Genomic DNA, 22576 nt, shown 5'->3' with positions numbered 1-22576 from the left:
CGCCACGTTCCTGTCCTGCCGCTCACAGGCGACGCCTGCCGAGCTCGTCCGGGAGCACGTCATGCGATGCGCTCCCCTGATTCGATCCGCACGCCGCGTGCCCAGTCGGTGGCGGCCATGCGCTTCTTGCCCTGTGCCTGGACCTCACCGAGTGCCACCGCCGTGGTCGCGGTGCCCACGAGCACGCGCTTGCGCTCGACGAGCACCTCGCCCGCCGGGAGCGTCACGTCGGCCACCGGCGTCACCGGGCCGAGCTTGAGCCGTTCGCCGCGGAACTCGGCCCATGCGCCGGGTTCCGGTGTCACGGCGCGCGCCAGGCGGTCGAGCGCCGTGGCGGGCGTGGTGAAGTCGAGGCGCGCGTCCTCGACGGAGATCTTGGCGGCGTAGGTGATGCCGTCCGCGGGCTGTTCGACGGCCCGCAGGGTGCCGTCCTCAATGCCGTCCACAGTGGACAGCAGCAGGCCGGCCCCCGAGACGGACAGCCGGGTCAGCAGGTCGCCGGAGGTGTCGCGGTCGCGCACCTTCTCGGTCACCACGCCGAACACGGGGCCCGCGTCGAGCTCCTTGACGATGCGGAACGTCGAGGCGCCGGTGATGTCGTCGCCGTTGCGCACGGCGGCCTGCACCGGCGCGGCGCCGCGCCACGCGGGCAGCACGGAGAAGTGGAGGTTGACCCAGCCGAACCTGGGGACGTCGAGCGTGCGCTGCGGAAGCAGGTTGCCGTAGGCGACGACCGGGCAGAGGTCGGGTTCCAGCGCGCGCAGGCGCTCCAGGAACTCGGGCTCTCCCGCCTTGACGGGGGTGAGGACCTCGATGCCGTGCTCGTCGGCGAGCGCGGCCACCGGGGAGCGCTCGAGCCTGCGGCCACGGCCGGAGGGTGCGTCGGGACGGGTGACCACGGCGACGACGTCGTGGCGGGAGGAGTCGATGAGGGCGCGCAGCGAGGGAAGTGCGACCTCGGGCGTACCGGCGAACACGAGTCGCATGGTCAGCTGGACCTGCCGAAGAGTGGGTGCGGGCTCTGCTTCAAGGTGGGGACCGTACCGTCGAACCACTCGGACTGCCGGATCTCCCGCATGGCCTGCTTGCGGGTGTCGGCGTCGAGGCGGTCGAGGAAGAGCACTCCGTCGAGGTGGTCCGACTCGTGCTGGATGCAGCGCGCGAGCGTCTCGGTGCCCTCGACCTCGACGGGCTCACCGTGCATGTTCCAGCCCTTGGCCACCACGTGCAGGTGGCGCTTGCAGTCCCACGTCATGCCGGGGATGGACAGGCAGCCCTCGGAGCCGTCCTGCATCTCCTCGCCGACGACGTCCCACGTCGGGTTGACGAGGTGGCCGGCGAAACCGTCGCAGTGGTACGTGAACACACGCAGTCCGACACCGAGCTGGGGCGCGGCGAGTCCGGCTCCGCCCGCGTCCTGCATCGTGTCCCACAGGTCCTTGACCAGGGTGCGCAGTTCCTTGTCGAAGTCGGTGACCTCGGTCGCCGCGGTGCGCAGCACGGGGTCGCCGAACAGGCGGATGGGTTGGACGGTCACGCAGTGCTCCTCGTGTGGACTGGAGGCCAGTCTACGAGGAGCGCGGTCAGTGCTCGGACGCGCTGCCGAGGAAGATCACGCCCACCAGCGCCACGACGAAGTGGCCGGTGAACCGCAGGGCCGTCAGCACGGGACGGAACAGCGCGTGGAGGTCGAAGTGGGCTGCCTGGGCGCTGGGAACAGTGGTCGTCGTCATGCCATGAACTGTGCCGTTCGCGCAGGTCAGCCCACATCGGCTCGCGGTATCGAGCCTGCATCAGCCCACGGTAGGAAGATCACGGGTCCCTCTCGGCCATAAGGTGGAGACACCCAGGTCATGAGGCTGATGCAATGGGCGCATGACCTGGACGGCACCCGAAGTCACCCCGGCCGACGAACCACTGCTCGGCGCCGAGCGCCCGATGCTCGAAGCGTGGCTGGACCGCCACCGGGCCACGTTCCTGGCCAACTGCGCGGGCCTGACCGGCGAGCAGCTCGCCCTCGAGTCCGCACCTCCGTCGAACCTGTCCCTGCTGGGCCTGATCCGCCACCTCACGGACGTCGAACGCGTCTGGTTCCGCCGCCGCCTGGCCGGCGAGGACGTCCAGGGCCTCTACAGCGTGCCGGGCCGCAGCGGCGGCGCCTTCGAGGGCCTGGACCCCAGCAGGGCGGAGGCGGAGTACGCCGCGCTCGGCGCCGAGATCATCGAGTCCCGCGCGGCAGCGGCGGGCCGGGACCTCGACGACACCTTCGTGCACGAGCGAGCGGGTGAGACCTCGGTGCGGTGGCTCTACATCCACCTGATCGAGGAGTACGCGCAGCACAACGGTCACGCCGACCTCATCCGCGAACGCATCGACGGCCGCACCAACAAATAGTGCTCAGTGCATTCCGTCGATCACCCGGACGATGTGCCGCGGGTTGAGGGTGACGGGGTTCCCAGGTTTCTCGATCCCCATGGGAAGGGTGAGAAGGCCTCCGGCCTTCAGGGCGTTGTCGACGGTCTCGACGAGCTCCGTGAAGTCGACGAGAACGCGATACTTGCTGCCGTCCGTCATCTCGAGCATGTTCCACGCCATTTAGAACCTCATTTCACGAAACGACCGTGCCGCCGCGCAAGAAGGATCGAACCGCCGGCGAGCTTCGTTACGATTCCGGACCAGCTGGAAATTCCGCTGGTCTCTGAAATGCGAATGCCGGACCGAGCGACACGAAAAAGGACGGGCCATGGCACGGCCCGTCCTTTCCGCGTGCGAAATCCGGCTCGATCAGCCCACCTTCACGACGCGGGCCGCTCCACCGCCGCGCCGGGTCGGCTCGGCGACCGCACGCCAGCGGCCGTCCTTGGCGCGTTCGACGGCCGTGGCGGCGCCGATCTCGGCGTTCTGGCTGAACCTGTGCCCGATGGCCTGCAGGCCCGCCGTGGTCGAGGCGGCGATGAACTCCGCCTCCGCCGGGGTCGTGGCCGCGTTGCGCTGGGAGGCGCGCGGGGCCGCCACGGCGTCGACGAGCGACATCTTGCGGTCCAGGCGGGCGGTCAGGATCTGGGTGACCGTGGTGATGATGGTGGAGCCACCCGGTGAGCCGACGGCGAGCAGGACCTTGCCGTGGTCGACGACGATCGTCGGGGCCATGGACGAGCGCGGGCGCTTGCCGGGGCCGGGGAGGTTCGGGTGCGGGACGCCGGCGGTCGGGGCGACGAACTCGAAGTCGGTGAGCTCGTTGTTGAGCAGGAAGCCGCGGTTCGGGACGACGATGCCGCTGCCGCCCTCCGCCTCGATCGTCAGGGTGTAGGCGACGACGTTGCCCCAGCGGTCGGCCGTCGTGAGGTGCGTGGTGCGTTCGGCGTCCTCGCGCAACGCCGAGAGTCCGGCGGTGGCCTGGCAGGCCTGGGGGTTGCGCGGGTCGGCGGCGGGCTGCGGGGCGGGCAGCACGGCGTCGGGCTTGATCAGGCACGCGCGGCTGTCGGCGAACTTCTGCGAGAGCAGGCCCTCGGTCGGCACTCGGGAGAAGGCCGGGTCGCCGACCCAGCGCAGACGGTCGGCGAAGGAGAGCTTGGTCGACTCGATGAAGCGGTGCAGGTACTCGACGTCGGAGACCTTGGAGAGGTCGGTCGACTCGAGGATGTTGAGCGCCTCGCCGACGGTCGTGCCACCGGACGACGGCGCCGCCATGCCGTAGACGTCGAGGCCGCGGTAGCGCGTGTGCGTCGGGTCGCGGCGTTCGACCTGGTAGCGGGCGAGGTCGGAGATCTGCATGTCGCCGGCGCGGACGTTGCGGGTCGAGCCGGGCACGACCGGCGGCTTCTGCACGGCCTTCACGAGGTCACGACCCACCGCGCCGCCGTAGAGCGACGCGAGTTCGGTGCGGGCGAGCTCGCGGTAGGTGTCGGCGAGCTGCGGGTTGCGGAACGTGCTGCCGATCGCGGGCGGCTGGCCGCCGGGCAGGTAGAGGTCGCGGGTCGAGGTGAAGTCGGCGAAGCGCGCCGCGTTGTTCGCGATCTGCGAGTTGAACGTCTTGTCGACGACGAAACCACGTCGCGCCAACGCTTCCGCGGGCGCCATGGCCTCGCGCAGGTCGAGCGTGCCCCACTTGCGCAGCGCCTGCTGCCACGTCTTGGGCGTGCCGGGGACGCCGACGGACTTGCCGCTGGTCATCGCCTCGGCGAACGGCAGTGGCTGGCCGTTCTCCACGAAGAGCTGGTCGGTGGCCGACCGGGGCGCGGTCTCGCGCCCGTCCAAAGTGGACACACGGCCGGTGCGGGCGTCGTAGTGGACGAAGAACCCGCCGCCACCGATGCCCGCGCTGAACGGGTCGGTCACGCCGAGCGCGGCGGCGGTGGCGACGGCGGCGTCGACGGCGTTGCCACCGCGGCGGAGCACGTCGACACCGATCTGGGACGCGTCGGGGTCGACGCTCGACACGGCGCCTCCCCAGCCCACCTGCTCGGGCACGCGTGGTGATGACTCCGCCGCTCCCGCCGGGACGGGAGCGACCAGTACGACGGAGAGCGTCAGTGCGGCAACCGTTCGCAACATGCGGAAACTTCTACTCCGTTACGACCGGATGGCAACACTCCTTGAGGAAGGCCTAAGGTGCGGGCGTGTCGATCGATCTTGACCAGTTGCGAACCAGTTTCACGAACACCCCGCTCGACGAGGCGGACCGCGAGGAAGCACTGCACCTCCTGCTGCGCGAACGCCGCGACGACGACGCCGGCCTGCTGCGCCACCTGCTCGCCGAGGAGACCGCCGCCCACCAGGAGGGCTGGGGCGTGAGCGAGGCCCTGGTCCTCGCCGCCCTGCTGCTCGCCGAGTGCGGCCGCGAGGAGGACGTCTGGGCCCTGTGGGAGGCCAAGAACGCCTCCTTCGACACGATGGCGGGCCTCGACGGCTTCCTGCTGTTCCCGGCGGGAATCGCGGGCACGACGGCGCACGTGATCGCGGGCGAGGACCACCCCGAACGCGGCGACCTCATGACGTACCTGAGCGAGTACCTCGAGTACGAGAAGCTCACCGACGAGGATATCCGCGAGCACATGGCGGCCCTGCGCTCGCACTACGTGGACTGAACGCCGGCCCCGCCCTACAGGACCTCCAGCGGGTCGAGCTTGATCCGCACGAGGTCCTGTTCCTTGCGGGCCGTCCGCACGGCCTGCGCCTCGGCCAGCACGGCGGCCAGCTGACGGCCCTCGCCGCGCGCGACCCGCACCAGGGCCCGTTCCTTGGTCTCGTCGTCGCCCAGCGGGACCGGCCCGAGGATCTCGCCGGTGGGCGGTAGCCGGAGCTCGTCGAGCATGGCGTTCACCGCGTCCGGGGTGCCGTCGACGGTCGCCATCCGCACCGCCGGCGGGAAGCCCAGCTCGGTGCGCGCGGCGAGCTCGGTGGCGGCGTGCCACACCGGGTCCCAGCGGACCAGGGCCTGCACCGGCGTCAGCGACGAGTCCGCGATCACGACCACGCGCCCGTTGCCCGGCCGCACCAGCCCCGCGGCCGTCATCCACCGCCGCAACGCCTCCTCGGAGGCCCGGAGATCTGCCCTGCCGAGCAACGCCCAGCCGTCGAGCAGCAGCACGGCGCCGTAACCGCCCTCGGCCACGGGTTCGGCGCCGGGGGTGGCGACCACGAGCGACGGCTTGCCCGGCACCTTGGTCAGCACCTCGTCCGCGCCGCTGGTCCGCACCGGGAACCCGGGAAACGCGCGCCCGAGCTCCTCGGCGGTGCGCCGGGCACCGATGATCTGCCCGCGCAGCTTGCGCGACCCGCAGGTGGGGCAACGGAAACCGGCCTCGGTAGCCGCACACCACCGGCAGTACGCGGGCTTGGGCAGCCCGTTGTCGGTCCCTCCTGGCAACGCCAGCGGACCCGCGCACCGGCGGCACCTCGCAGGACCACGGCACTGACCGCAGGCCAGCGACGGCACGTAACCGCGGCGCGGCACCTGGATCAGCACCGGCGAGTCGGCGAGGGCGAACCGCGCCGCGTCGAACGCGATGGACGGCAACCGCGCAGTACGCGCGGCCGAGTCCTTGACGTCCTGCCACTCGTTGTCGCCCACCGACACCACCCGCGGCGCCACGGACCGCAGCGTCTCGCGCGACGCCACGATCTCGTGCGCCCAGCCGGTCTCAACCAGCAGCTGCGCCTCGGCCGTGCGGGCGAACCCGCCGATGAGCAGCGCCGCACCCGTCATGTGTGCGCGCTGCACCAGCACGTCACGGACGTTCGGATACGGCGAACGCTGCTCGACGTGCAGGTCGTCACCGTCGTCCCAGACCACGAGCAGCCCGGGATCCTTGACCGGCGCGAACGCCGTGGCGCGCGTGCCGACCACCACCCGCGCCACCCCGCGACGCACGGCCAGCCAGCGCTTGTACCGCTCCGACGGCCCGAGATCGGCCGACAGCGTCACCACGCCCTCGATCAGCGCGGCGCACGCCTCGGCGACGCGGGCCAGGTCGCGGTGGTCGGGCACGACGATGGCCACCCCGCGCCCGGACGACGCGACCGCGGCGGCGGCCTCCGCGAGGCGGGCGGGCCAGTCCTCGGAGGGCAGGGCCTGCCAGACGGCGTGGGCGGGACGGCCCTCGTGCAGGGCCTCCAGGTACTTGGGGCCGCGGGGGTAACGCGACCAGGCGTCGGCGGGGACGGGAGGCAGCGATGACCGCGCGGGCGGAGCGGGGTCGACGGGCTGACCGGCGTCCGCGAGGGCGCCAGGAGCCGGGGACTCGGCAAGCCCTTCCCCTGCGGACGCGGGAACCCCAGGCGGCGTGGCCGGGGCGGGTGTGGACGCTCCGGCTGGAGGAGCGGGTTCGACAGGCTCCTCGGTGGGCGCGGAAGCTCCGGCCGACGACCCGGCCTCGACACTCCCCCCAACGGACACGCCTCCCGGCCCCGCGGTCTCGCCGGCCCCCTTCACCCACGCGGGCAGTTGCGGCAACGGCGGCGCCTCCCCCTGCGCGGCCGCCTCCACGCGGGCGTGCCGGGGCGGGATCGCCAGGCGCAGCACGTCGATCATCCCGCCCGCGTACCGATCGGCGATCGCACGAGCCAGGACGGCGATCTCCGGCGCCAGCACCGGTTCGGGCGACACGACCTTCTCGATGAACGCCAGCTTCTTGCCGTACTCCGAGGTCTCCACGCGCTCCAGCAGGTAGCCGTCGACCAGCTGGCCCGCGAACCGGACGCGGACGCGGCAGCCGGGCACCGCGGCAGCGTCCAGTTCGGACGGAACCGAGTAGTCGAACGGCCGGTCCAGGTGGGCCAGCGGCACGTCCACCACGATCCGGGCGACCGGCAGCGACTCCGCGGGGACCCGCTCCCCTTTTCTCGCTGCGGTCTTCGCGCTCATGCCTCCTGGTGTATCAGACAGCCCCGACAGTCACGCGTTGCGCCTCACCAATCCCGTGAAACCCGCCACGAACAGGGTCGCGAACGCCCAGGCCAGGATCTGCAGCAACCACGTCGCCGCCAGCACCACCTGGCCGGCGCTCGCACCCGCGTCGACCGTGCAGCGGGCCGCGTCCACCTTGACCAGCGGCGTCGCCACGTTGAGGGCGTAGCCGACCTGTTCGACCGTCGAGCAGCGGACGGCGCCGGAGATCAGCACCACACCCACCGACACGGCCAGCACACCCGCCAGCCACACCAGGGCGAGGCCTGGGCGGTAGCCGTGGCCGACGGTCACGCCGCGGATCAGGTGCCACAGGCGGCCCCAGCGCGAGAGTTGGCCGCGGCGGCGCAGGTCGCGTTGCTGGGCCACGCGGATCCGCCGCACGTCACGTTCGTGGCCTGCCGCCTGGTGGGCGGCGGCCAGCTGCACCCATGGTTGGGTGGAGTAGCGGAGGGTGCGCGTCGCCAGGAACGACAGCCATTCGTCCAGAGTGGCGTCCCGCGCCAGGCTCTCGTAGGTCAGGCCTTCGAGCTGCGCCTTGCCCTCGACGCCCTCGAACGGCAGGAACAGCTCCTTGCCCACCCGGACGTGTCGCAGGTCCAGTGCGACCTCAGGGGAGCTGAAACGCCCCTCCCGCAGGACGAGCTGCCCGTCGACCCGCGTCCCGCGCATCCGCACCGACGCGTGCCTGCCGCCGCCGGAGACGTGGCACCCCTGGGACAGGAAGATCCCGTCGCCGACCCGCAGGTCGACCACGAACAGCCCGTCCTCGAACCGCGCGCCGACGCAGCTCAGCACGGCGGAGATCTGCGAGCCGCTCAGCGTCACGGAACCCGACGCGTGGAACCCGTCGTCCAGGTAGACGCTGCCGCCGATGCGCATGTGCAGCGCGTCGATCGTCTCCAGGCGGGCGCCGCTCAGGCTGAGGTTGTGCTCCACGGACAGGCCCCGCGCGTGCACGGAGGGCGCGGTCAGGCCTCGCAGGTCCAGTTGCGAGAACTGCGCCCTGTCCAACAGCACCGGCTGGTCGGTCGTGCAGTCGCGCAGCACCAACGGCTTTTTGGCCACCACGTCGGACAGGTCGAGCTGCCCCGTGATCCTGGCTCCTGCGAGCACGAACCCGCCAGGGTCCAGCAGGTCGTGCTCGATCATCCGCCGCCGGATCTCGTCCCCCTTGATCTCCACGGGGACAACGTTATCCGGAGATCGACTCCTGGCCGTTCTCGATGTGACCGCACAGCCGGCGTCGGAACGCGGGTTCTTCCTCCACGGTCACCGTCAGGTCGTACCAGCCGGAGTTCATGACGGTCAGCCACGGGATGACGTGCCGATGTCCTGGCCTCACGACGTAACGACGCCGCCCCAGCACGAACGTCAGCCGCGACGGCCCGCTGTTCTCGAACGTCAACGTCAGCACACGGCTGTAGCCACGCACCGACGACGAGACGCGCGCACGGTCAGAGGAAGACCCTGCGAACTCACGGCGGAAACCGTTGGGTCCCAGCAACACGAGGTCGTGGTCACCCGCGACCTCCAGCGACGCCGACGACGAGACGTCGAAGTGCTGCGGCAGCGCGAACTGCCCCGAGTACGGGTACAGGGCGAAGTGCACGGACGCCGAGCCGGAGTTCGACATCTCCAACGAGGCTCCGCGCAACGACGCGTCGGGCTGGTACGGCAGAGCGCGCGCACGCCGCCGTCCGGGCTCCTGCTCCGGCATCTTCTGCTCGGACGGAGGTGCGGGACGCCAGCGCGGCGTGGCGGGCGGCACCGCGGCGGGCTCCCCGACCTCGGGCCACGTCCGGCGCCGGTCGAAGTCGAACGCCGAGGTCAGGTCACCGGCGACGGTCCGGCGCCACGCGGAGATCTCCTCCGAACGCACCCCGGTCCACTTCTCCAGGAACCGCGTCATCGACGTGTGGTCGAACACCTGCGAGTTCACGTAACCGCCGACGGACCACGGCGACACGACAGTCATCGGCACGCGCGCACCGAGCCCCAACGGCCGGTCACCCACGTACTCATCGCTAAAAGACAACGGCGGGCGCGGCGGCGGCATGTGGTCGTAGAAGCCGTCGTTCTCGTCGTAGGTGATGAACAGGACCGTCGACTCCCACACCTCCTGGTTGGACGCCAGCGCGTCCAGCACCTGGTAGGTGATCGAGGCGGAGGCGGCGGGCGACGACGCGCCGGGGTGCTCCGAGTCCACAGAGGACGGAACGAGGTACGACACGGCGGGCAGCCGGCCGGCGGCGACGTCCGCGCGGAACGTCTCCCCCAGCCCGCCGGGCTTCACGCGGTGCAGTCCGCGCGTGTACAGGGACTTCTCCGCGGCGGTCAAAGCAGAAAGATCGAGGGAACCGATCAGCGCGGGGTCACCGGTGCCGTACAGCTTGTCCAGCGACTTGAACCCGGCGGGCAGCACCTTGCGCGCGATCTCCTTGAAGCGCACGTAGAACTCCAGGTTGTTGTCCTGGAAGTTGTCCCACTCCTGATAGACGCGCCACGACTTCCCAGCGGCCTCAAGACGTTCCGGGTACGTCTTCCACGTGTAGCCGGCGTGCGTGTCCTCGCTGTAGGCCGCGTTGCCGGTCGCACGGCCGCCGGTGGGCTCGAAACCCGTGTACCCGGACACCCAGTAGTTGCGGTTCGGCGAGGTCGAGGACGGCACCGAGCAGTGGTAGGCGTCGCACAGCGTGAAGGTGTCCGCGAGCTCGTAGTGGAACGGGATGTCCTGGCGCGTGTAGAACGCCATGGTCGCCCCGGTCTTCGCCGGCACCCAGTTGTCGTTCCACCCGCCGCGCAACGCCGAGTGCCCGCCGTTCCAGCTGTGGTCCAGGTCGCCGATGTACTGGACGTCCCGCCCGGACGCCGCCTCACGCACCGGGAACGGCAGCACGCCCGACTGGTTGAACACACCCCTCAGCGCGTTGCGGTCGGAGAACCCGCGCACCCCACGGAGGGTCCCGTAGTAGTGGTCGAACGAACGGTTCTCCTGCATGAGCAGCACGACGTGCTTGATCGCGCGCAATCCTCCCGCACGGGGCTCACGGGCCAACGCTGCGTACACCGACGGTGGCAGCAGCGTGCCCGCACCAGCAGCAGCGACAGCAGCCATGAACCCACGACGAGAGAGCGACATGAACTGAGTTTGTAGTCGCGGTACATGGCGCGGAACCGTCAGCAGTATGAACAAAGGCCCTGGATGACCAGGGCCTTGTTCACAGATCACATCAGGGAGCGGCGATGGCGGCCGCCACGCTCTGCCGCGCGTCGACCAGCCCCTTGCCGCACTGGGCGGCCGCGGGCAGCACCTTCGCCTTCAGGTAGAACAGCACCTGCGCGGGCGTCAGCAACGCCTTGCCTTGCTGCACACGGGCGTGCTGCATCAACGCCACGACACCGGCCACGTGCGGTGTGGCCATGCTGGTGCCCTGGTAGTGCTTGTAGATCGACCCGGCCGGCACCGTGGGGCCGTTGTTCAGCGTCGACAGCACCCCGTTCGCCGCCGACGGCGAGGTCTCGCCACCGGGCGCGCACACCTCGATCGTCGCGCCGAAGTTCGCGTACGAGGCCCGGTTGGCCTGCCGGTCCGTGGCACCCGTGGTGATCACACCGGCGCAGTTCGCCGGAGTGGCCCCCGCCGCGTCCACGGCGCTGTTGCCCGCCGCCACGACCACGGTCGCGCGGTGCACGTTGCGGGCGGTGTTGATCGCGTTCTGCAGCGTCGCGGGGCAGGCAGCGGACGGGCCGCCGAGCGACAGGTTCAGCACCTTCGCCGGGTTCGGGTTCGCCGGAACACCGGGCACGGCGCCGCCAGCCGCCCACACGATGCCCGCCGCGATGTCCGCGAGCGTGCCACCGCACGTGCCGAGGACGCGCACGGGAACGACCTTGGCCAACGGCGCGACGCCCGTGACACCGGTCGCGTTGTTGCGCAACGCCGCCACGGTGCCGGCGACGTGCAGCCCGTGCCAGCTCGACGCGCGCGCCGCCGTGCCGGGACCGCACTGGTTCGCCAGCCGCCAGTCGCCCTGGTCCGTCGGGTTGGCGTCGCGGCCGTTGCCGTCCTTGGCGTAGACCGCGTTGCTGATGAAGTCGTAGCCACCGATGTAGTTGGCGGACATGTCGGGGTGCGCGGTGCGGCCGGTGTCGATCACCGCGACGCGCTGGCCGGAGCCGGACGGCCCGAGATCCCAGGCGGGCGACAGCTGGATGCCGCCGGTCGCCTCCCAGTAGTGCCACTGCGACGGCCACAACGGGTCGTTGGGCACGGCCATCGTCTCGAACACCATGTTCGGCTCGGCGTACTCGACGTCACCGCGCGCCATCAGCACGCGGATCGACTCGGTGGCGTCCCGCGACGCGAGCACCTCGGCTCCGTCCGTGGCGTCGGCGACGGCCCGCGTCCGGGACTCGGTCAGCGCGTCCCCTCGCGACGCGCCTTCCTTGAACTTGACGATGATCTCCTGCTCTTCCGGTTCTTCCTGGGCCGCCGCGGTCAGCGGTGTCACCGTCAGCGCCATCACGACGCCGAGCAGGGCTGCCATGCCTGTTCTCACGGTCTTCCTCCCCTTCACAAGCGGACTGACGACGTGCAGCACAGGCCAGGGCGGTTGTGGCACGGATGCGGCCGCCACAACAGATTCACAACAGGCCGCGCGTACCCACGTGCACAACGCCTTCGAGGGGAGACGCCATGCTCACGCTGTTCGTCGCGGCCGCACTGGCCGCATCGGGAACCGCCGCCGCACCGGAGCCCGCGACCGTCGCGCGGGTCGAGGCCGGCAGGCTCGTCGTCACCGGGGCGCCGGCGCGCGCCAGCCAGATCCACGTCTCCGGCACCACCGTCAGCGATGCCGGCACGATGCGGCCGGGCACCGGGTGCACGCGCCTGTCGGCCTCCCGCGTCCAGTGCGCGCAGGTCCAGAAGATCGTCATCCACCTGGGCAACCGCAACGACAGCGTGCTCTACGACAGCGCCGTGCCGACCGAGCAGCACGGCGGCGACGGCGACGACTCGCTGCACGGCGGCTCCGGCGCGGACGTCCTGCAGGGCGGTGAGGGCGACGACTCGCTGAGCGGCGGGCTGGGCCCTGACCAGCTCTTCGGCGGGGACGGTGACGACGTGCTGGACGAGCCGCAGGCCGACGCGGGCGGCAACTTCCTGCAGGGCGGCTACGGCAACGACAAGATCGACGGCGCGAAGCTGAACATGCGCGACAGGGCGGACTTCAGCGACCACACCGAGGGCATGACGATCGACCTCGCGGCGGGCACGGCGAGCAGGCCGGGTGAGCTGGACGAGGTCAAGAACGTGCAGGACGTCTACGGCACGCAGGGCGACGACGTGCTGAGCGGTAACGCCTGGCCCAACAAGCTGTACGGGCTCGGCGGCACCGACACGTGCACGCAGGGTCCCCTCGACCAGTGCGTTCAATGAGTTCGGCCGGCCGATGTATCAGGACGGGCCGTAGGAACTCCGCTCGTGCGTGGACCAACTAGACGTCCGCCTGCTCGGGCCCCTCGAAGTGACCGGGCCAGGCGGCGTGCTGCGCCTCGCCGGCACGCGCCAGCGCTCCCTCCTGGCGCTGCTGGCGTTGCGCGCACCCTCGGTGCTGCCCGCGGCGCGTCTGATCGACGCGCTGTGGGGCACCGAGCCCCCGGCCACGGCGTTGCGGACGCTGCACAGCCACATCGCGCGCGTCCGTTCAGCGCTCGCCGCGATCGGTCTCCCCGATGTCCTCGTCACCACCAGCGCGGGCTATGCGTTGCGGATCGATCCATCGCACGTCGACGTCACACGGTTCGAGCGCGCTCCCTCACCCCGTGCGGCACTTGCGTTGTGGCGCGGCGATCCGCTGACCGACTGCGCCGTCTCCGAGTGGGCCTCCGCCGAGATTACCCGGCTGCACGAGGCACGTCTCGCGGCCGAGGAAGCGTTGGCACAGCAGGAGATCGGCCGTGGCGCCTGTGGCACCGCCGCCGCGCAGCTCGAACGGCTCGTGGTCACTCATCCGTTGCGGGAACGCTTCTGGGAGCTGCTCGCCGACGCACAACTACGTGACGGCCGACGCGCTGATGCGTTGAGCACGGTCCGCCGGGCGCGCAAGGTGCTCGTCGAGGAGCTGGGCGTCGATCCCGGGCGGGGCCTGCGGGCGGTCGAGGCGGAGGCGCTCGCCTGTCCGCCCGCCGACCCCGGCGCCGGGCTGGTCGGACGGCAGCGCGAGACCCAGGACGTCGTGCGGCTGCTGGAGAAGACGCGGCTCGTGACGCTCACCGGACCGGCGGGCTGCGGCAAGTCCCGGCTCGCCCAGCACGCCACGCCGTCGTCCACGGTGGTCGACCTGACCTCCGCCTCGTGCGTGGAGGACGCGGTCGCGACGGCGTTCGCGATCACCGCGCGCGAACTGGGCACGCTCGGCAACACCTTGCTGGTGCTGGACAACTGCGAGCACCTGCGGGCCGGATGCGCGGCGTTCGTCGAGGCGCATCCACGGCTGCGCGTGCTCGCCACGAGCCGCGAACCCCTTGCTGTGCCAGGCGAAACGGTCTACCCGTTGCCGCCGCTGGCCGTGCCCGACCCGGACGTCCCGCGCTCGCTGGCCGAACTGGCCGCGTACGACGCCGTGCAGCTGTTCCTGGGCCGGGCCGCCCACACCTACACCGACGCGGACGCACCCGCGATCGCTCAGCTGTGTGCGGCGCTCGACGGCCTGCCGCTGGCGCTGGAACTGGCCGCGGCCCGCACGTCCGTCCTCACACCGGCCCAGATCGTGCGGCGGCTGCGCGACCGGTTCGGGCTGCTCGGGCCGTTGCGGGCCGCGATCGCGTGGAGCCACGACCTGCTGACGTCCTCGGAACGCACGCTGTTCGCCGATCTCGCGGTGTGCGCGGGCGGGTTCCCCGCGGACCTGGTCGAGGCGCTGGCCAGTTCGCTCGACGCGCTGTCCGGCCTGGTCGCCAAGTCGCTCGTGCGGGTGTCCCGGGTCGCCGGCGAGACCCGTTTCTCCATGCTGGAGACCGTTCGCGCGTTCGCGCTGGAACAACACACGTCGGCGCACGCGCGCGCCGCCGACTTCTTCCTGTGCCTGGCCGAACGCGCCGAGGGCGACCCCACGGGCACGCTGCTCAACGAACTGCGCGTGGAGCACGCGAACCTGCGACGCACCATGGACTGGTTCACCTCGACCGGCGACACGGACAAGATCCTGCGGCTGGTGGTGGCGTTGAACCGCTACTGGCACCGCACCGGCAACTACGGCGAGGGCCGGCGGTGGCTGGAGGTGGCGCTGCGCGGCTCAGGACCGTTGCGCGGCAAGGCTTTGGCATCGGCGGCAGCCCTCGCGTTGCTGGAGTGCGACTACCCGCGGGCGATGCGCTACGCTCAAGATGGATTGGCGACCGATCCAACCCTGGCCGGCAGGCTGCACCGGCTGCTCGGCTCGATCGCGCGCGAACGCGGTCACTACGAAGCCGCGCTGCACCACTACCAGGAGGCCGCGTCGGCCTCGAACCCGATGAACGCCGCCTACGCCCGGCAACTCGCGGGTGCGACGTCCTGGCTGGCCGGTGACCTCGTGGTCGCGGAGGCCGACCTTCAGGCATCACTGAAGTCACTGCGCGAGCTGGGCGACCAACGCGGTGCCACGTCGTCGCTCGCCTATCTGGGCGCCGTCGCCTGGTACCGCGGTGAGCCGGCGCAGGCCCGCAGGATGCTCGACGAGGCACTGGACACGTTCGGGGAGCTGGAGTTCAAGGAGGGCATCGCCTGGGCGCTCAACCTGCTCGGGGTGGTCGAGCAGGGCACCGGCAACCCGCTGGCCGCGCGGTCGCTGCTGGAGCGCAGTCTCACGCTGCACCGCGAACTGGGTGACCGCTGGCGGGAGGCGAGCGTCCTGGAGGCGCTCGCCCACGCGACGGGCCGCCGGGAACTGCTGGCCGAGGCGGCGGCGATCCGGACCAGCATCGGGGCGCCGGTACCGGCCGTCGAACGGCACCTCGCGCGCTCCGGTTAGCGTTCGGGCAACGCGGCGTTGCGACTCTCTTCCCAGGCAAGAAACCGAAGAGGGGAAACAACAATGAGACTGCGCATCGCCGCCGCCGCGCTCGCCGTCGGACTGTGCACCGCCGGTGTCGCCCAGGCCGACGACGTCCCGCCGGAGTTCCAGAACAGACCCGGCCCGGGGGCCTGCTACAACGCCGTGCCCACGATCGTCGGGGCGGGCTTCATCGTCGGCGGCCCCGGCCCCGACGTGATCGTCGGCAGCAACGGGCCGGACACCATCTTCGGCCTGGGCGCCAACGACATCATCCTCGGGCTCGGTGCCGACGACACGATCTTCGGCGGCGAGGGCAACGACCTGGTCTGCGCCGGCTGGGGTCCCGACAACGTCCAGGGCGGTGCCGGCCACGACACCGTCTACGGCGAGGCCGGCGACGACGACATGCTCGGCGGGGACGGCATGGACCTGCTGTCCGGCGACCCGAACTTCGACCGGGGCGACGGTCAGGCCGGCGTCAACTTCTGCACGGCGTCCACCGAGGTCACCCTCAACTGCTAGTCGTCTGCCGCAGCAGGATCTCCGTGGCGGGATCGGGGCCGACCCCGAGCTGCCGCAACGAGTCCAGCACGCGCGCACGGGTCCGCACAGTCCTTTGTGGATTCCGTGCGCGCAGTGCGGCGGCGAGCGCGAGCCGGTGCCCGCGCGGTTCGAACGGCTCCAGGGCGAGCGCCCGTTCCGCGAGACGGTGGGCCTCGGCCGGATCTCCCGTGACGAGTCTGAGTTCGCCCAGTGCCAGCAGGTTGTGCACGTGCCGTGCGGTGATCTGGGCGATCTCGGCCTCGCACAGCTCCGCGAGGTCGGGCAGCGGCTCGCCCCGCCACAGCTCCACGGCCTCGCCCGCGTCCAGCTCGTGGAACGACCACAGGTCCACGGTCAGCAGGTCACCGCGGACGAGCCGGATCGTCTCGCTGTCGCTGCGCAGGAAGTAACTGGCCTCGCCGCCCGTGCGGCCGGGTTCCAGCAACCGCCTGAGGTGCGTCATCGTCACGCGCAGGTTCCGCGCGGCGCTCGCGGGGTCGAGGCCGGGCCACAACAGGTCGATCGCCTGGTCCCGGGAGAGCGAGGTGCGCAGCACGAGCAGGCCCAGGAGCTGGCGAACGCGTGCCCTGCGCAGTTCGGGTGCGTCCACGGCGAGACCGTTCCTCGTCACGCGCAGCGGCCCGATCACCTCGATGCCGACCGGGTGGTCCGGCGGCGTGGGCACGGTGGCGAGCAGCTTGGCGGCACCGGCGGCGAGGTCCGGGTCCCTGGCGAGCTCACGGAACTGGCGGTGCACGGCCGATCCGACGCGGTCCGCCAGCCAGGTGCCCAGAGTCGTCCTGCCCGCGGCCGCCTGGCGGACGGCGAGCTCGGCGGACCACGGCAGAGGGAGGAAGCAGAGCGCGTGTGCCTCCGGCAGATCGTTGCGCAGATCTCCTTTCCTGGCGTCGAAGAACGCGCGTCCGGCCGCTCGTGCCTTCTGGTGCGACGGTCCCAGGTCGGTGCTGTCCCACCGTTCCCTGAGCTCGTCGCTGAGCACGTACCCGAGGGTCAGGAACCGCCGCAGGTGCCGTTCGGCGAGCTTGATCTCCAGCGTCCACCGGGCCAGGTGCCGCCGGTAGAGGTCGCGGGCCAGGTCCTCCTCGCCGCGCGCGACGGCTGCGGCCGCTTGTGCCGCGCACGCCAGCACCGCGTCGCGCGGGTTGTCCTGCTCGGTCGACAGGTCGGTGGTGGTGTCGCCGAACGACGCGGCGATGACGGTGTGGAAGGCCCGCGCCACGAACTCATCACGCGCCGTGCTGTCGGCGTCGGCCGTCTGGAACTCGACGAGCTCACCGTCGAACCAGCGCGCGACCGTGGCGTGGCGGCGGGCGAGGTCGTCGTCCAGGACCTGTTCGGCGAGCTCGGCCGCGTCCCGGCCGCGACCGCACATCGACAGGCAGTGCACGTGGAACCTGGTGGTGGACACGGCGAGCGCCGGGGGCACCTCGCCCACGGGCGCTTGGGCGAGGTGGACGAGCGCCTCCTCCGGGTCACCGGCAAGCTCGGCGAGCACCGCGGCGGCGCTGTGCCGCAGCAACCGCAGGACGGGCGATCCCGCGGTGTCGAGCGTCCCCGCCCGCTGGGCGACCACGACCAGCCGGACCAGGTCTCCCCTGGAGTGCGCGGTGATCACCGCCTGGCCGAGCGCCACCGCGGCCCCGTCCTGGTCCCCCGCGTCGAGCATCCCCTGCCAGGCCGCGTCGACCAGCTCGTCGATGGACCGGTCGGCGAAGTCGCGGGCGTGCGCCGCCGCGGCCCGCAGCAACAGGAACGCGGGATCGTCCGCCCTGTCCACGGGCAGGGCGGACAGCCACCGGTCGGCGGTCACGCCGGGCAGCACGGACAACGTGGTCCGCACGAGGTCGACGGCGAGCCGCGCGAGCAACCCCCAGTCCCGCGCCCGGCACGCCACACTCCCGGCCCTGGCCAGGTCGCCACGAGCGCACAGCACCTCCACGGCCCGGGTCCTCAGCGCCTCCATCGGCACCACGCGCGCCACCGGGTCGGCCCACAGGTCGTGTGCCCGGTACCGCCCGTCGTCGAGGAGGTCGACCAGCGGAACCCACCGGAGCAGGTTCTCCAGTGGCACAGACTTCCCTGCCACCGCAGCAAGCTCACCGGCCGTCGCACTGCCGAGCGTCACGAGCGCCGCCAGCGTCAGCCGCACGGACTCGGGCAGGCGGCTGAGCACCTCCTCCCTCGCGTACCGCCACGACGCGGCGGGACCGGCGGTGAGGGACAGCCGCACCAGCGCGGGCCAGCCGTGCAGGTCCTCGGGCGGCTCGCGGCCGAACCGTCCCGCCAGCGCGGCCGTCTCGGCCTCGGTGAAGGCCAGCTCGGCGGAGTCGATGCCGGCTACCTCGCCCGCCGCCTCCCTGCGAGCCAGCCGGCAGCTCGGCACGCGCCGCCCCGACAACACGAGGTGCGCGGTGCCCGGCAGCGCCCGCACGACCGCACCGAGGAGCTCCGCGCCCGGCGAGTCCTCCGGGACCTCGTGCACGTCGTCGAGCAGAAGACACACGTCGAGCGGTGCGTGCCGGAGCAACGCGTCCACGACGTCCCGCACGCCGAGCACACCGGGACGGGCGCGGACGGCGAGAGCGCCGAGAATCGATCGCGCCAGCCTGTCCGCGTCCTCGTGGGCGGGCTCGCAGCTCACCCAGGCGTCGATCCCGCGCGGCTCCAGCAGGTTCGCCCGCACCGCCTGGGCGAGCGCGGTCGTCTTGCCGAACCCCGGCCCCGCCACGACGAGCGTCACCGGCAGGGTCCACCGCCCCCGCAACCGGTCGACCAGCCGCAACCGCGGCAGCTCGACGTCCAGCGGCCGCGGCACCCCGTGCAACGGCAGGATCTTGTTGTCCCCCACGCACTACGGAGTCGGCACGCACCTCGGAGATACCGCGCGGAGCCGCTCGCGCACACGGGCGACGAGGGGTCGTGCGCCGAGCCCCTCGAAGACCGCGAGCGCCTCGGCCAGGTCACCGGGGTCGTCACTCTCCAGGAGGGCGACGGCACACCAGTAGTCGCACCCGGCCTGCTGCCACGTCTTGGCGGCCTCGCACCACCGGCCCGTCGCCAGCAGCGCGTGGGGCAGCCCGGAGTCGTCCGGCACCGGACGGCCCGCGACGCGCAGCCACCAGGCCAGTTCCGCGGCCAGCGCCCGCACGCCCAGCCGGCTCGCTTCGGCGTGCAGGGGTTCGAGCACCGCGACCGCGATCTCCTCGCCGCGCAGCCACTCCGCCTCGGCACGAGCCACGGCGACCGGGCCGATGTTCTGCAGCTCCCCGGTGCGGTGCGCGAGATCCCACGCCTCCGCGAGCGCCTCCTCCCCACCGGGCAGACCGCGGCGCACCCGCACCCTGCCCAGTGCGACGAGCGCGGGGCACAGGGTCGGAGGGTTGGCCGGCGGCCGCACCCCGGCCACCAGTTCCGCGTCCGCCGCCGCCCGGTCCCACTCGCCCGTCTCCACCGCGACCGTCGCCCGGATCGTGTACATGCGGTGCAGGTACCGGAGCTCCTCCGCGTCGTCCGCCATCTCGAGCGCGGTCGCGACACACGCCATGGCCTCGTCGAGGCGGAACTCCCAGAGCAGGATCTCGACGACGTTGACCGTGTACCTGCAGAAGTCGCTGACCGAGCCGGACGCCAGCGTCACCCGCCTGGCCTCCGCCAGCGTGGTCCACGCCTCCGTCAGGCCCAGGTCGGCCTGCGCGGTGCCGACGCTCGTCAACGCGTGGGCGAGGGTCTCCTGGTCTCCGGTCGCGCGGGCGAGTGCGATGGCGCGCTCCCCCAGCACAAGGCTCTCCTTCGAGCGGTAGACGATCGACCACAGAGCGCTCTGGTGGGTCAGCGCACGGGCGAGCATCCTGTCGTCACCCGCGCTCTCCAGCAGTGCGGTGGCCTCCTCGGCGGTCTGGTGGGTGAGCTCGGGCATGCCCGCCTGCCAGCAGATCCGCGACAACCACACGAGATCGGCACCGAGCGCGCGGGCGTCACCGAGCCCGCGCCGCAGTGCGACCGCCTCCCGCTGGGCCTCCACAGCCGGGCCCATGTCACCGATGACGCTGTTCTCGATCGCGTAGCGGCCGAGCAGCCCGGCTCGGCGTTCCGGGTCGAGCGGTGTTTGCTGCCGCAGCACCAGCCTCAGGTGCGCCGCTGCCTCCCGGTGTGAGCCCGCCCTGCTCGCGGCCTCGGCGGCCATGGGGCCGTAGCGCACGATCGCGCCGGTGTCGCCGGCCTCGGCCGCGTGGTGCACGACGCGGGCCAGGTCGGTGTCGCCACGTGCCACGAGCGCGGCGAGGACGCGGCCGTTCAGCTCGACCCTCCTGGCCACCGGCAACGCGTCCACGACGGTGCGCCGGATCAGCTCGTGCCGGAACCCGGTGCGGTCCGGTGTCACGGTGAGCAGCCCGTGCCGTTCCGCGGTCACCACGGCGGCGACCCCCTCCGGCAGCAACGCCTCGAGCAGCCACTGCTCGACGGCGGACGGCACGACCGCGAGCTGCGCCAGGGCCTCCTGGCCGGCGTCGTCGAGCCGGTGCAGCCGGGCGAGCACCGCGTCGGCGACCGTCGGCGGGACGCGGCCGAGGTGTCCCGCCGCGAGGACCTCGGTGACGAAGAACGGGTTTCCCCCTGTCACGGCGAACACCTCGCGAGGGTCGAGCCCGCTGGCCGTGACCAGCCGTTCGACCGCCGCGGCCGACAGCGGCGCCAGCTCGAACCGCCGCACCCGCGCCGCCGCCACCTGCCCGAGCAGGCGCTGCGGCAGCCGCCCGGAGGTGCGGTGGGTCAGCACCAGCAGCACCGGCCACGACGCCACCCGCCTGACCAGGAACGACAGCGCGTCCACGGTGGCCTCGTCGGCCCAGTGCACGTCCTCGACGACGAGCACGGCCGGCCGGGCCAGCTCGGCGCGCAGCACCTCGAACACCTCGTCCCGGTCCCCCGCGCCCCGCAGCAGCGGACCGAAGACGTCGCGGAACGGGCCGAGCGCGCGAGGCGTGGCCAGGTCGTCGCACCAGCCGACGAGCAGCCGGGCCTGGGGAGGCGCCGCCCACCGCACCGCGTCCGCCAGTGCCGACTTGCCGACGCCGGGCTCGCCCGACACCAGCACCACCGAGCCCTTCCCCGCGACCGCCTCCCGTGCGGCGGCGGCCAGTTCGGACAGCTCGTGCTCGCGCTCGAGCAGGACTCCCGCCCGCGGCGTGGGCCCGGCTACCGGCACGTCGAGTGCGGTGTCCTGGCGGAGGACGGCGGCCTCCAGCTCCCGCAGGGCCGGGTTCGGGTCGATCCCCAGTTCCTCGCCGAGCGTGTGCCTCAGTCGCTGGTACACCGCGAGCGCCTCGGACTGACGCCCGCCGCGGTACAGCGCGAGCATCAGCCGTCCGTGCGCGTGCTCGTCGAACGGCTGCTCCCGGACGCGCCACTCCAACTCGGGCACCAGCGCCGTGTGCTCGCCGAGCGCCAGCCGCACCTCGGTGAGCGCGTCCACCGCTCCGGTCCTGAGCGCGGTGATGCGTTCGGCCTGCTCGTCCAGCCACGGGTGCCCGGTCACGTCCGCCAGCGGCCGGTCCCGCCAGCACGCGAGCGCCGCCCGCAGCTGCACCGCGCGGACGGCCGGGTCGGCCTCGTCCTGGTCCAGCAACCGCTGGACCGCGAGGAGATCCGTGTCGGCGTCGAGCACGTACCCCGGCCCGCGCACCGCGATCGCCGCACGGTCGCCGAGCACGCCACGCAGGTACGACACGTGGTGCTGAAGCGTGTTCACGGCAGTCCGGGGCGCGCGGCCGCCCCACACCACCTCGCCCAGCCGGTCCGTGCTCACGATCTCGCCCGCCCGCAGCGCCAGCACGGCAAGCACCGCCTTGCGGCGAAGGCCCCGCACCTCCCTCGGCACGCCGTCCACCGTGACGTCGACCGGTCCCAGAATCCGCACCTGCACACCAGGTAGTCGTCCGGCGACGCGGTGATGTCAGCCTGGAACGCCGTTTCCGTCAGGTTTCCGTCCCACGCCAGGCCCCGCGGTCATGGTTCGGCCATGAACCTTCGCAGAAAGACGCTCGTCGCGCTGGCGGCGCTCGGGCTGGCGCTCACCGCGAGCGGTGGGATCGCGAACGCCGCCGGGGTCTTCCACCCCATCAAGAACACCTGGACCGGCATGTGCCTGCAGCCCGAGGGCGGCAGCACGTTCGACGCGCGGATCGTGCAGATGCCGTGCGTGCCCGGCAGCGCCATCCAGAACTGGCACTTCGACAAGATCTCCGGCAACAACTACCAGATCATCAACGAGGCCAGCGGCCGCTGCTTCTACATGAACGGCCCGGTCCGACGCGGGTCGGAGGTCGCCCAGGTGGCGTGCCTGCCTCGGGTCAGCAACCACGTGTGGAAGACGCTCCCGGCGCCGCCGAGCATCGCCGAGATCGAGTCGATGGCGGGCGGCGACCACAACCTGTGCCTGGACGTTCCCGGTGCCGAGGCCACCCCGGGGCTGGGCATGCAGACCTGGGACTGCAACAACACCCCCGCACAGCGGTTCGTCGTCGGCTTCTGACAGCGCAACGGCCCGCCTCCCGGAAGGGAG

The 22576-nt window shown here is 72.0% G+C and carries 17 protein-coding genes; 6 read left to right on the top strand and 11 right to left on the bottom strand.

Annotation, left to right across the window (positions count from 1 at the left end):
• Positions 1-59: 59 nt before the first annotated feature.
• The 3 genes from fmt to ACSHWB_RS28985 are packed head-to-tail and all read right to left on the bottom strand — an operon-like array spanning position 60 to position 1733.
• Positions 60-986: a methionyl-tRNA formyltransferase gene (gene fmt, locus ACSHWB_RS28995; RefSeq protein WP_439656447.1), complete on the bottom strand. Its 927-nt coding sequence runs from the start codon at positions 984-986 to the stop codon at positions 60-62.
• Between the two features lie 2 nt (positions 987-988).
• Entirely contained in the window at positions 989-1537 is a 549-nt protein-coding gene (gene def / locus ACSHWB_RS28990) for a peptide deformylase (RefSeq protein WP_439656446.1), read from the bottom strand.
• Between the two features lie 46 nt (positions 1538-1583).
• The gene (locus ACSHWB_RS28985) at positions 1584-1733 is read right to left on the bottom strand and encodes a hypothetical protein (RefSeq protein WP_439656445.1); all 150 of its coding nucleotides are present in this window, start codon (positions 1731-1733) and stop codon (positions 1584-1586) included.
• Between the two features lie 142 nt (positions 1734-1875).
• On the opposite strand from ACSHWB_RS28985, the gene ACSHWB_RS28980 reads away from it, so the two are divergent.
• The gene (locus ACSHWB_RS28980) at positions 1876-2394 is read left to right on the top strand and encodes a DinB family protein (RefSeq protein WP_439656444.1); all 519 of its coding nucleotides are present in this window, start codon (positions 1876-1878) and stop codon (positions 2392-2394) included.
• A gap of 3 nt (positions 2395-2397) precedes the next feature.
• On the opposite strand, the gene ACSHWB_RS28975 is transcribed toward ACSHWB_RS28980, so the two are convergent.
• Both ACSHWB_RS28975 and ggt read right to left on the bottom strand, forming a co-directional pair.
• Positions 2398-2595 (bottom strand): hypothetical protein, encoded by a 198-nt coding sequence (locus ACSHWB_RS28975; protein WP_439656443.1) that lies wholly within the window; start codon positions 2593-2595, stop codon positions 2398-2400.
• 189 nt (positions 2596-2784) lie between these two features.
• Positions 2785-4554, bottom strand: a complete 1770-nt coding sequence (gene ggt / locus ACSHWB_RS28970) for a gamma-glutamyltransferase (protein WP_439656442.1) — start codon at positions 4552-4554, stop codon at positions 2785-2787.
• A 65-nt stretch (positions 4555-4619) separates the two neighbouring features.
• Here ggt and ACSHWB_RS28965 point away from each other — a divergent pair, with 65 nt between their 5' ends.
• Positions 4620-5087: a hypothetical protein gene (locus ACSHWB_RS28965; RefSeq protein ID WP_439656441.1), complete on the top strand. Its 468-nt coding sequence runs from the start codon at positions 4620-4622 to the stop codon at positions 5085-5087.
• A gap of 14 nt (positions 5088-5101) precedes the next feature.
• Here ACSHWB_RS28965 and ACSHWB_RS28960 read toward each other — a convergent pair whose 3' ends face one another.
• The 4 genes from ACSHWB_RS28960 to ACSHWB_RS28945 form a co-directional block, all read right to left on the bottom strand.
• On the bottom strand, positions 5102-7366 hold the full coding sequence (locus tag ACSHWB_RS28960; RefSeq protein WP_439656440.1) for a primosome assembly protein PriA: 2265 nt from the start codon (positions 7364-7366) through the stop codon (positions 5102-5104).
• A 30-nt stretch (positions 7367-7396) separates the two neighbouring features.
• A complete protein-coding gene (locus ACSHWB_RS28955) occupies positions 7397-8593 on the bottom strand; it encodes a hypothetical protein (RefSeq protein WP_439656439.1) in 1197 nt (398 codons plus the stop codon).
• A gap of 10 nt (positions 8594-8603) precedes the next feature.
• On the bottom strand, positions 8604-10550 hold the full coding sequence (locus tag ACSHWB_RS28950) for a phosphocholine-specific phospholipase C (RefSeq protein WP_439656438.1): 1947 nt from the start codon (positions 10548-10550) through the stop codon (positions 8604-8606).
• Between the two features lie 91 nt (positions 10551-10641).
• A complete protein-coding gene (locus ACSHWB_RS28945; RefSeq protein ID WP_439656437.1) occupies positions 10642-11970 on the bottom strand; it encodes a S8 family peptidase in 1329 nt (442 codons plus the stop codon).
• Between the two features lie 137 nt (positions 11971-12107).
• On the opposite strand from ACSHWB_RS28945, the gene ACSHWB_RS28940 reads away from it, so the two are divergent.
• The 3 genes from ACSHWB_RS28940 (at position 12108) to ACSHWB_RS28930 (ending at position 15972) form a co-directional block, all read left to right on the top strand.
• Complete coding sequence (locus tag ACSHWB_RS28940) at positions 12108-12851, top strand: hypothetical protein (protein ID WP_439656436.1); 744 nt, start codon at positions 12108-12110, stop codon at positions 12849-12851.
• Positions 12852-12900: 49 nt separating this feature from the next.
• The gene (locus ACSHWB_RS28935; RefSeq protein ID WP_439656435.1) at positions 12901-15426 is read left to right on the top strand and encodes a BTAD domain-containing putative transcriptional regulator; all 2526 of its coding nucleotides are present in this window, start codon (positions 12901-12903) and stop codon (positions 15424-15426) included.
• A 63-nt stretch (positions 15427-15489) separates the two neighbouring features.
• Entirely contained in the window at positions 15490-15972 is a 483-nt protein-coding gene (locus ACSHWB_RS28930) for a calcium-binding protein (protein WP_439656434.1), read from the top strand.
• Here the strand turns inward: ACSHWB_RS28930 and ACSHWB_RS28925 are convergent.
• Positions 15962-18862: a hypothetical protein gene (locus ACSHWB_RS28925; protein WP_439656433.1), complete on the bottom strand. Its 2901-nt coding sequence runs from the start codon at positions 18860-18862 to the stop codon at positions 15962-15964. The two genes, ACSHWB_RS28930 and ACSHWB_RS28925, sit on opposite strands and share 11 nt — an antisense overlap.
• A 3-nt stretch (positions 18863-18865) precedes the next feature.
• Complete coding sequence (locus tag ACSHWB_RS28920) at positions 18866-21931, bottom strand: BTAD domain-containing putative transcriptional regulator (protein WP_439656432.1); 3066 nt, start codon at positions 21929-21931, stop codon at positions 18866-18868.
• Between the two features lie 102 nt (positions 21932-22033).
• Here ACSHWB_RS28920 and ACSHWB_RS28915 point away from each other — a divergent pair, with 102 nt between their 5' ends.
• Positions 22034-22546 carry an RICIN domain-containing protein gene (locus ACSHWB_RS28915; protein WP_439656431.1) on the top strand — a complete coding sequence of 171 codons (513 nt, stop codon included), beginning with the start codon at positions 22034-22036 and terminating at the stop codon, positions 22544-22546.
• The last annotated feature ends 30 nt before the right edge of the window (positions 22547-22576 follow it).

Source organism: Lentzea sp. HUAS TT2, assembly GCF_051853195.1.
Taxonomy (GTDB): domain Bacteria; phylum Actinomycetota; class Actinomycetes; order Mycobacteriales; family Pseudonocardiaceae; genus Lentzea.
Note: the sequence above shows the minus strand (reverse complement) of the source record. Positions and strands in the feature narration are given on the sequence as shown.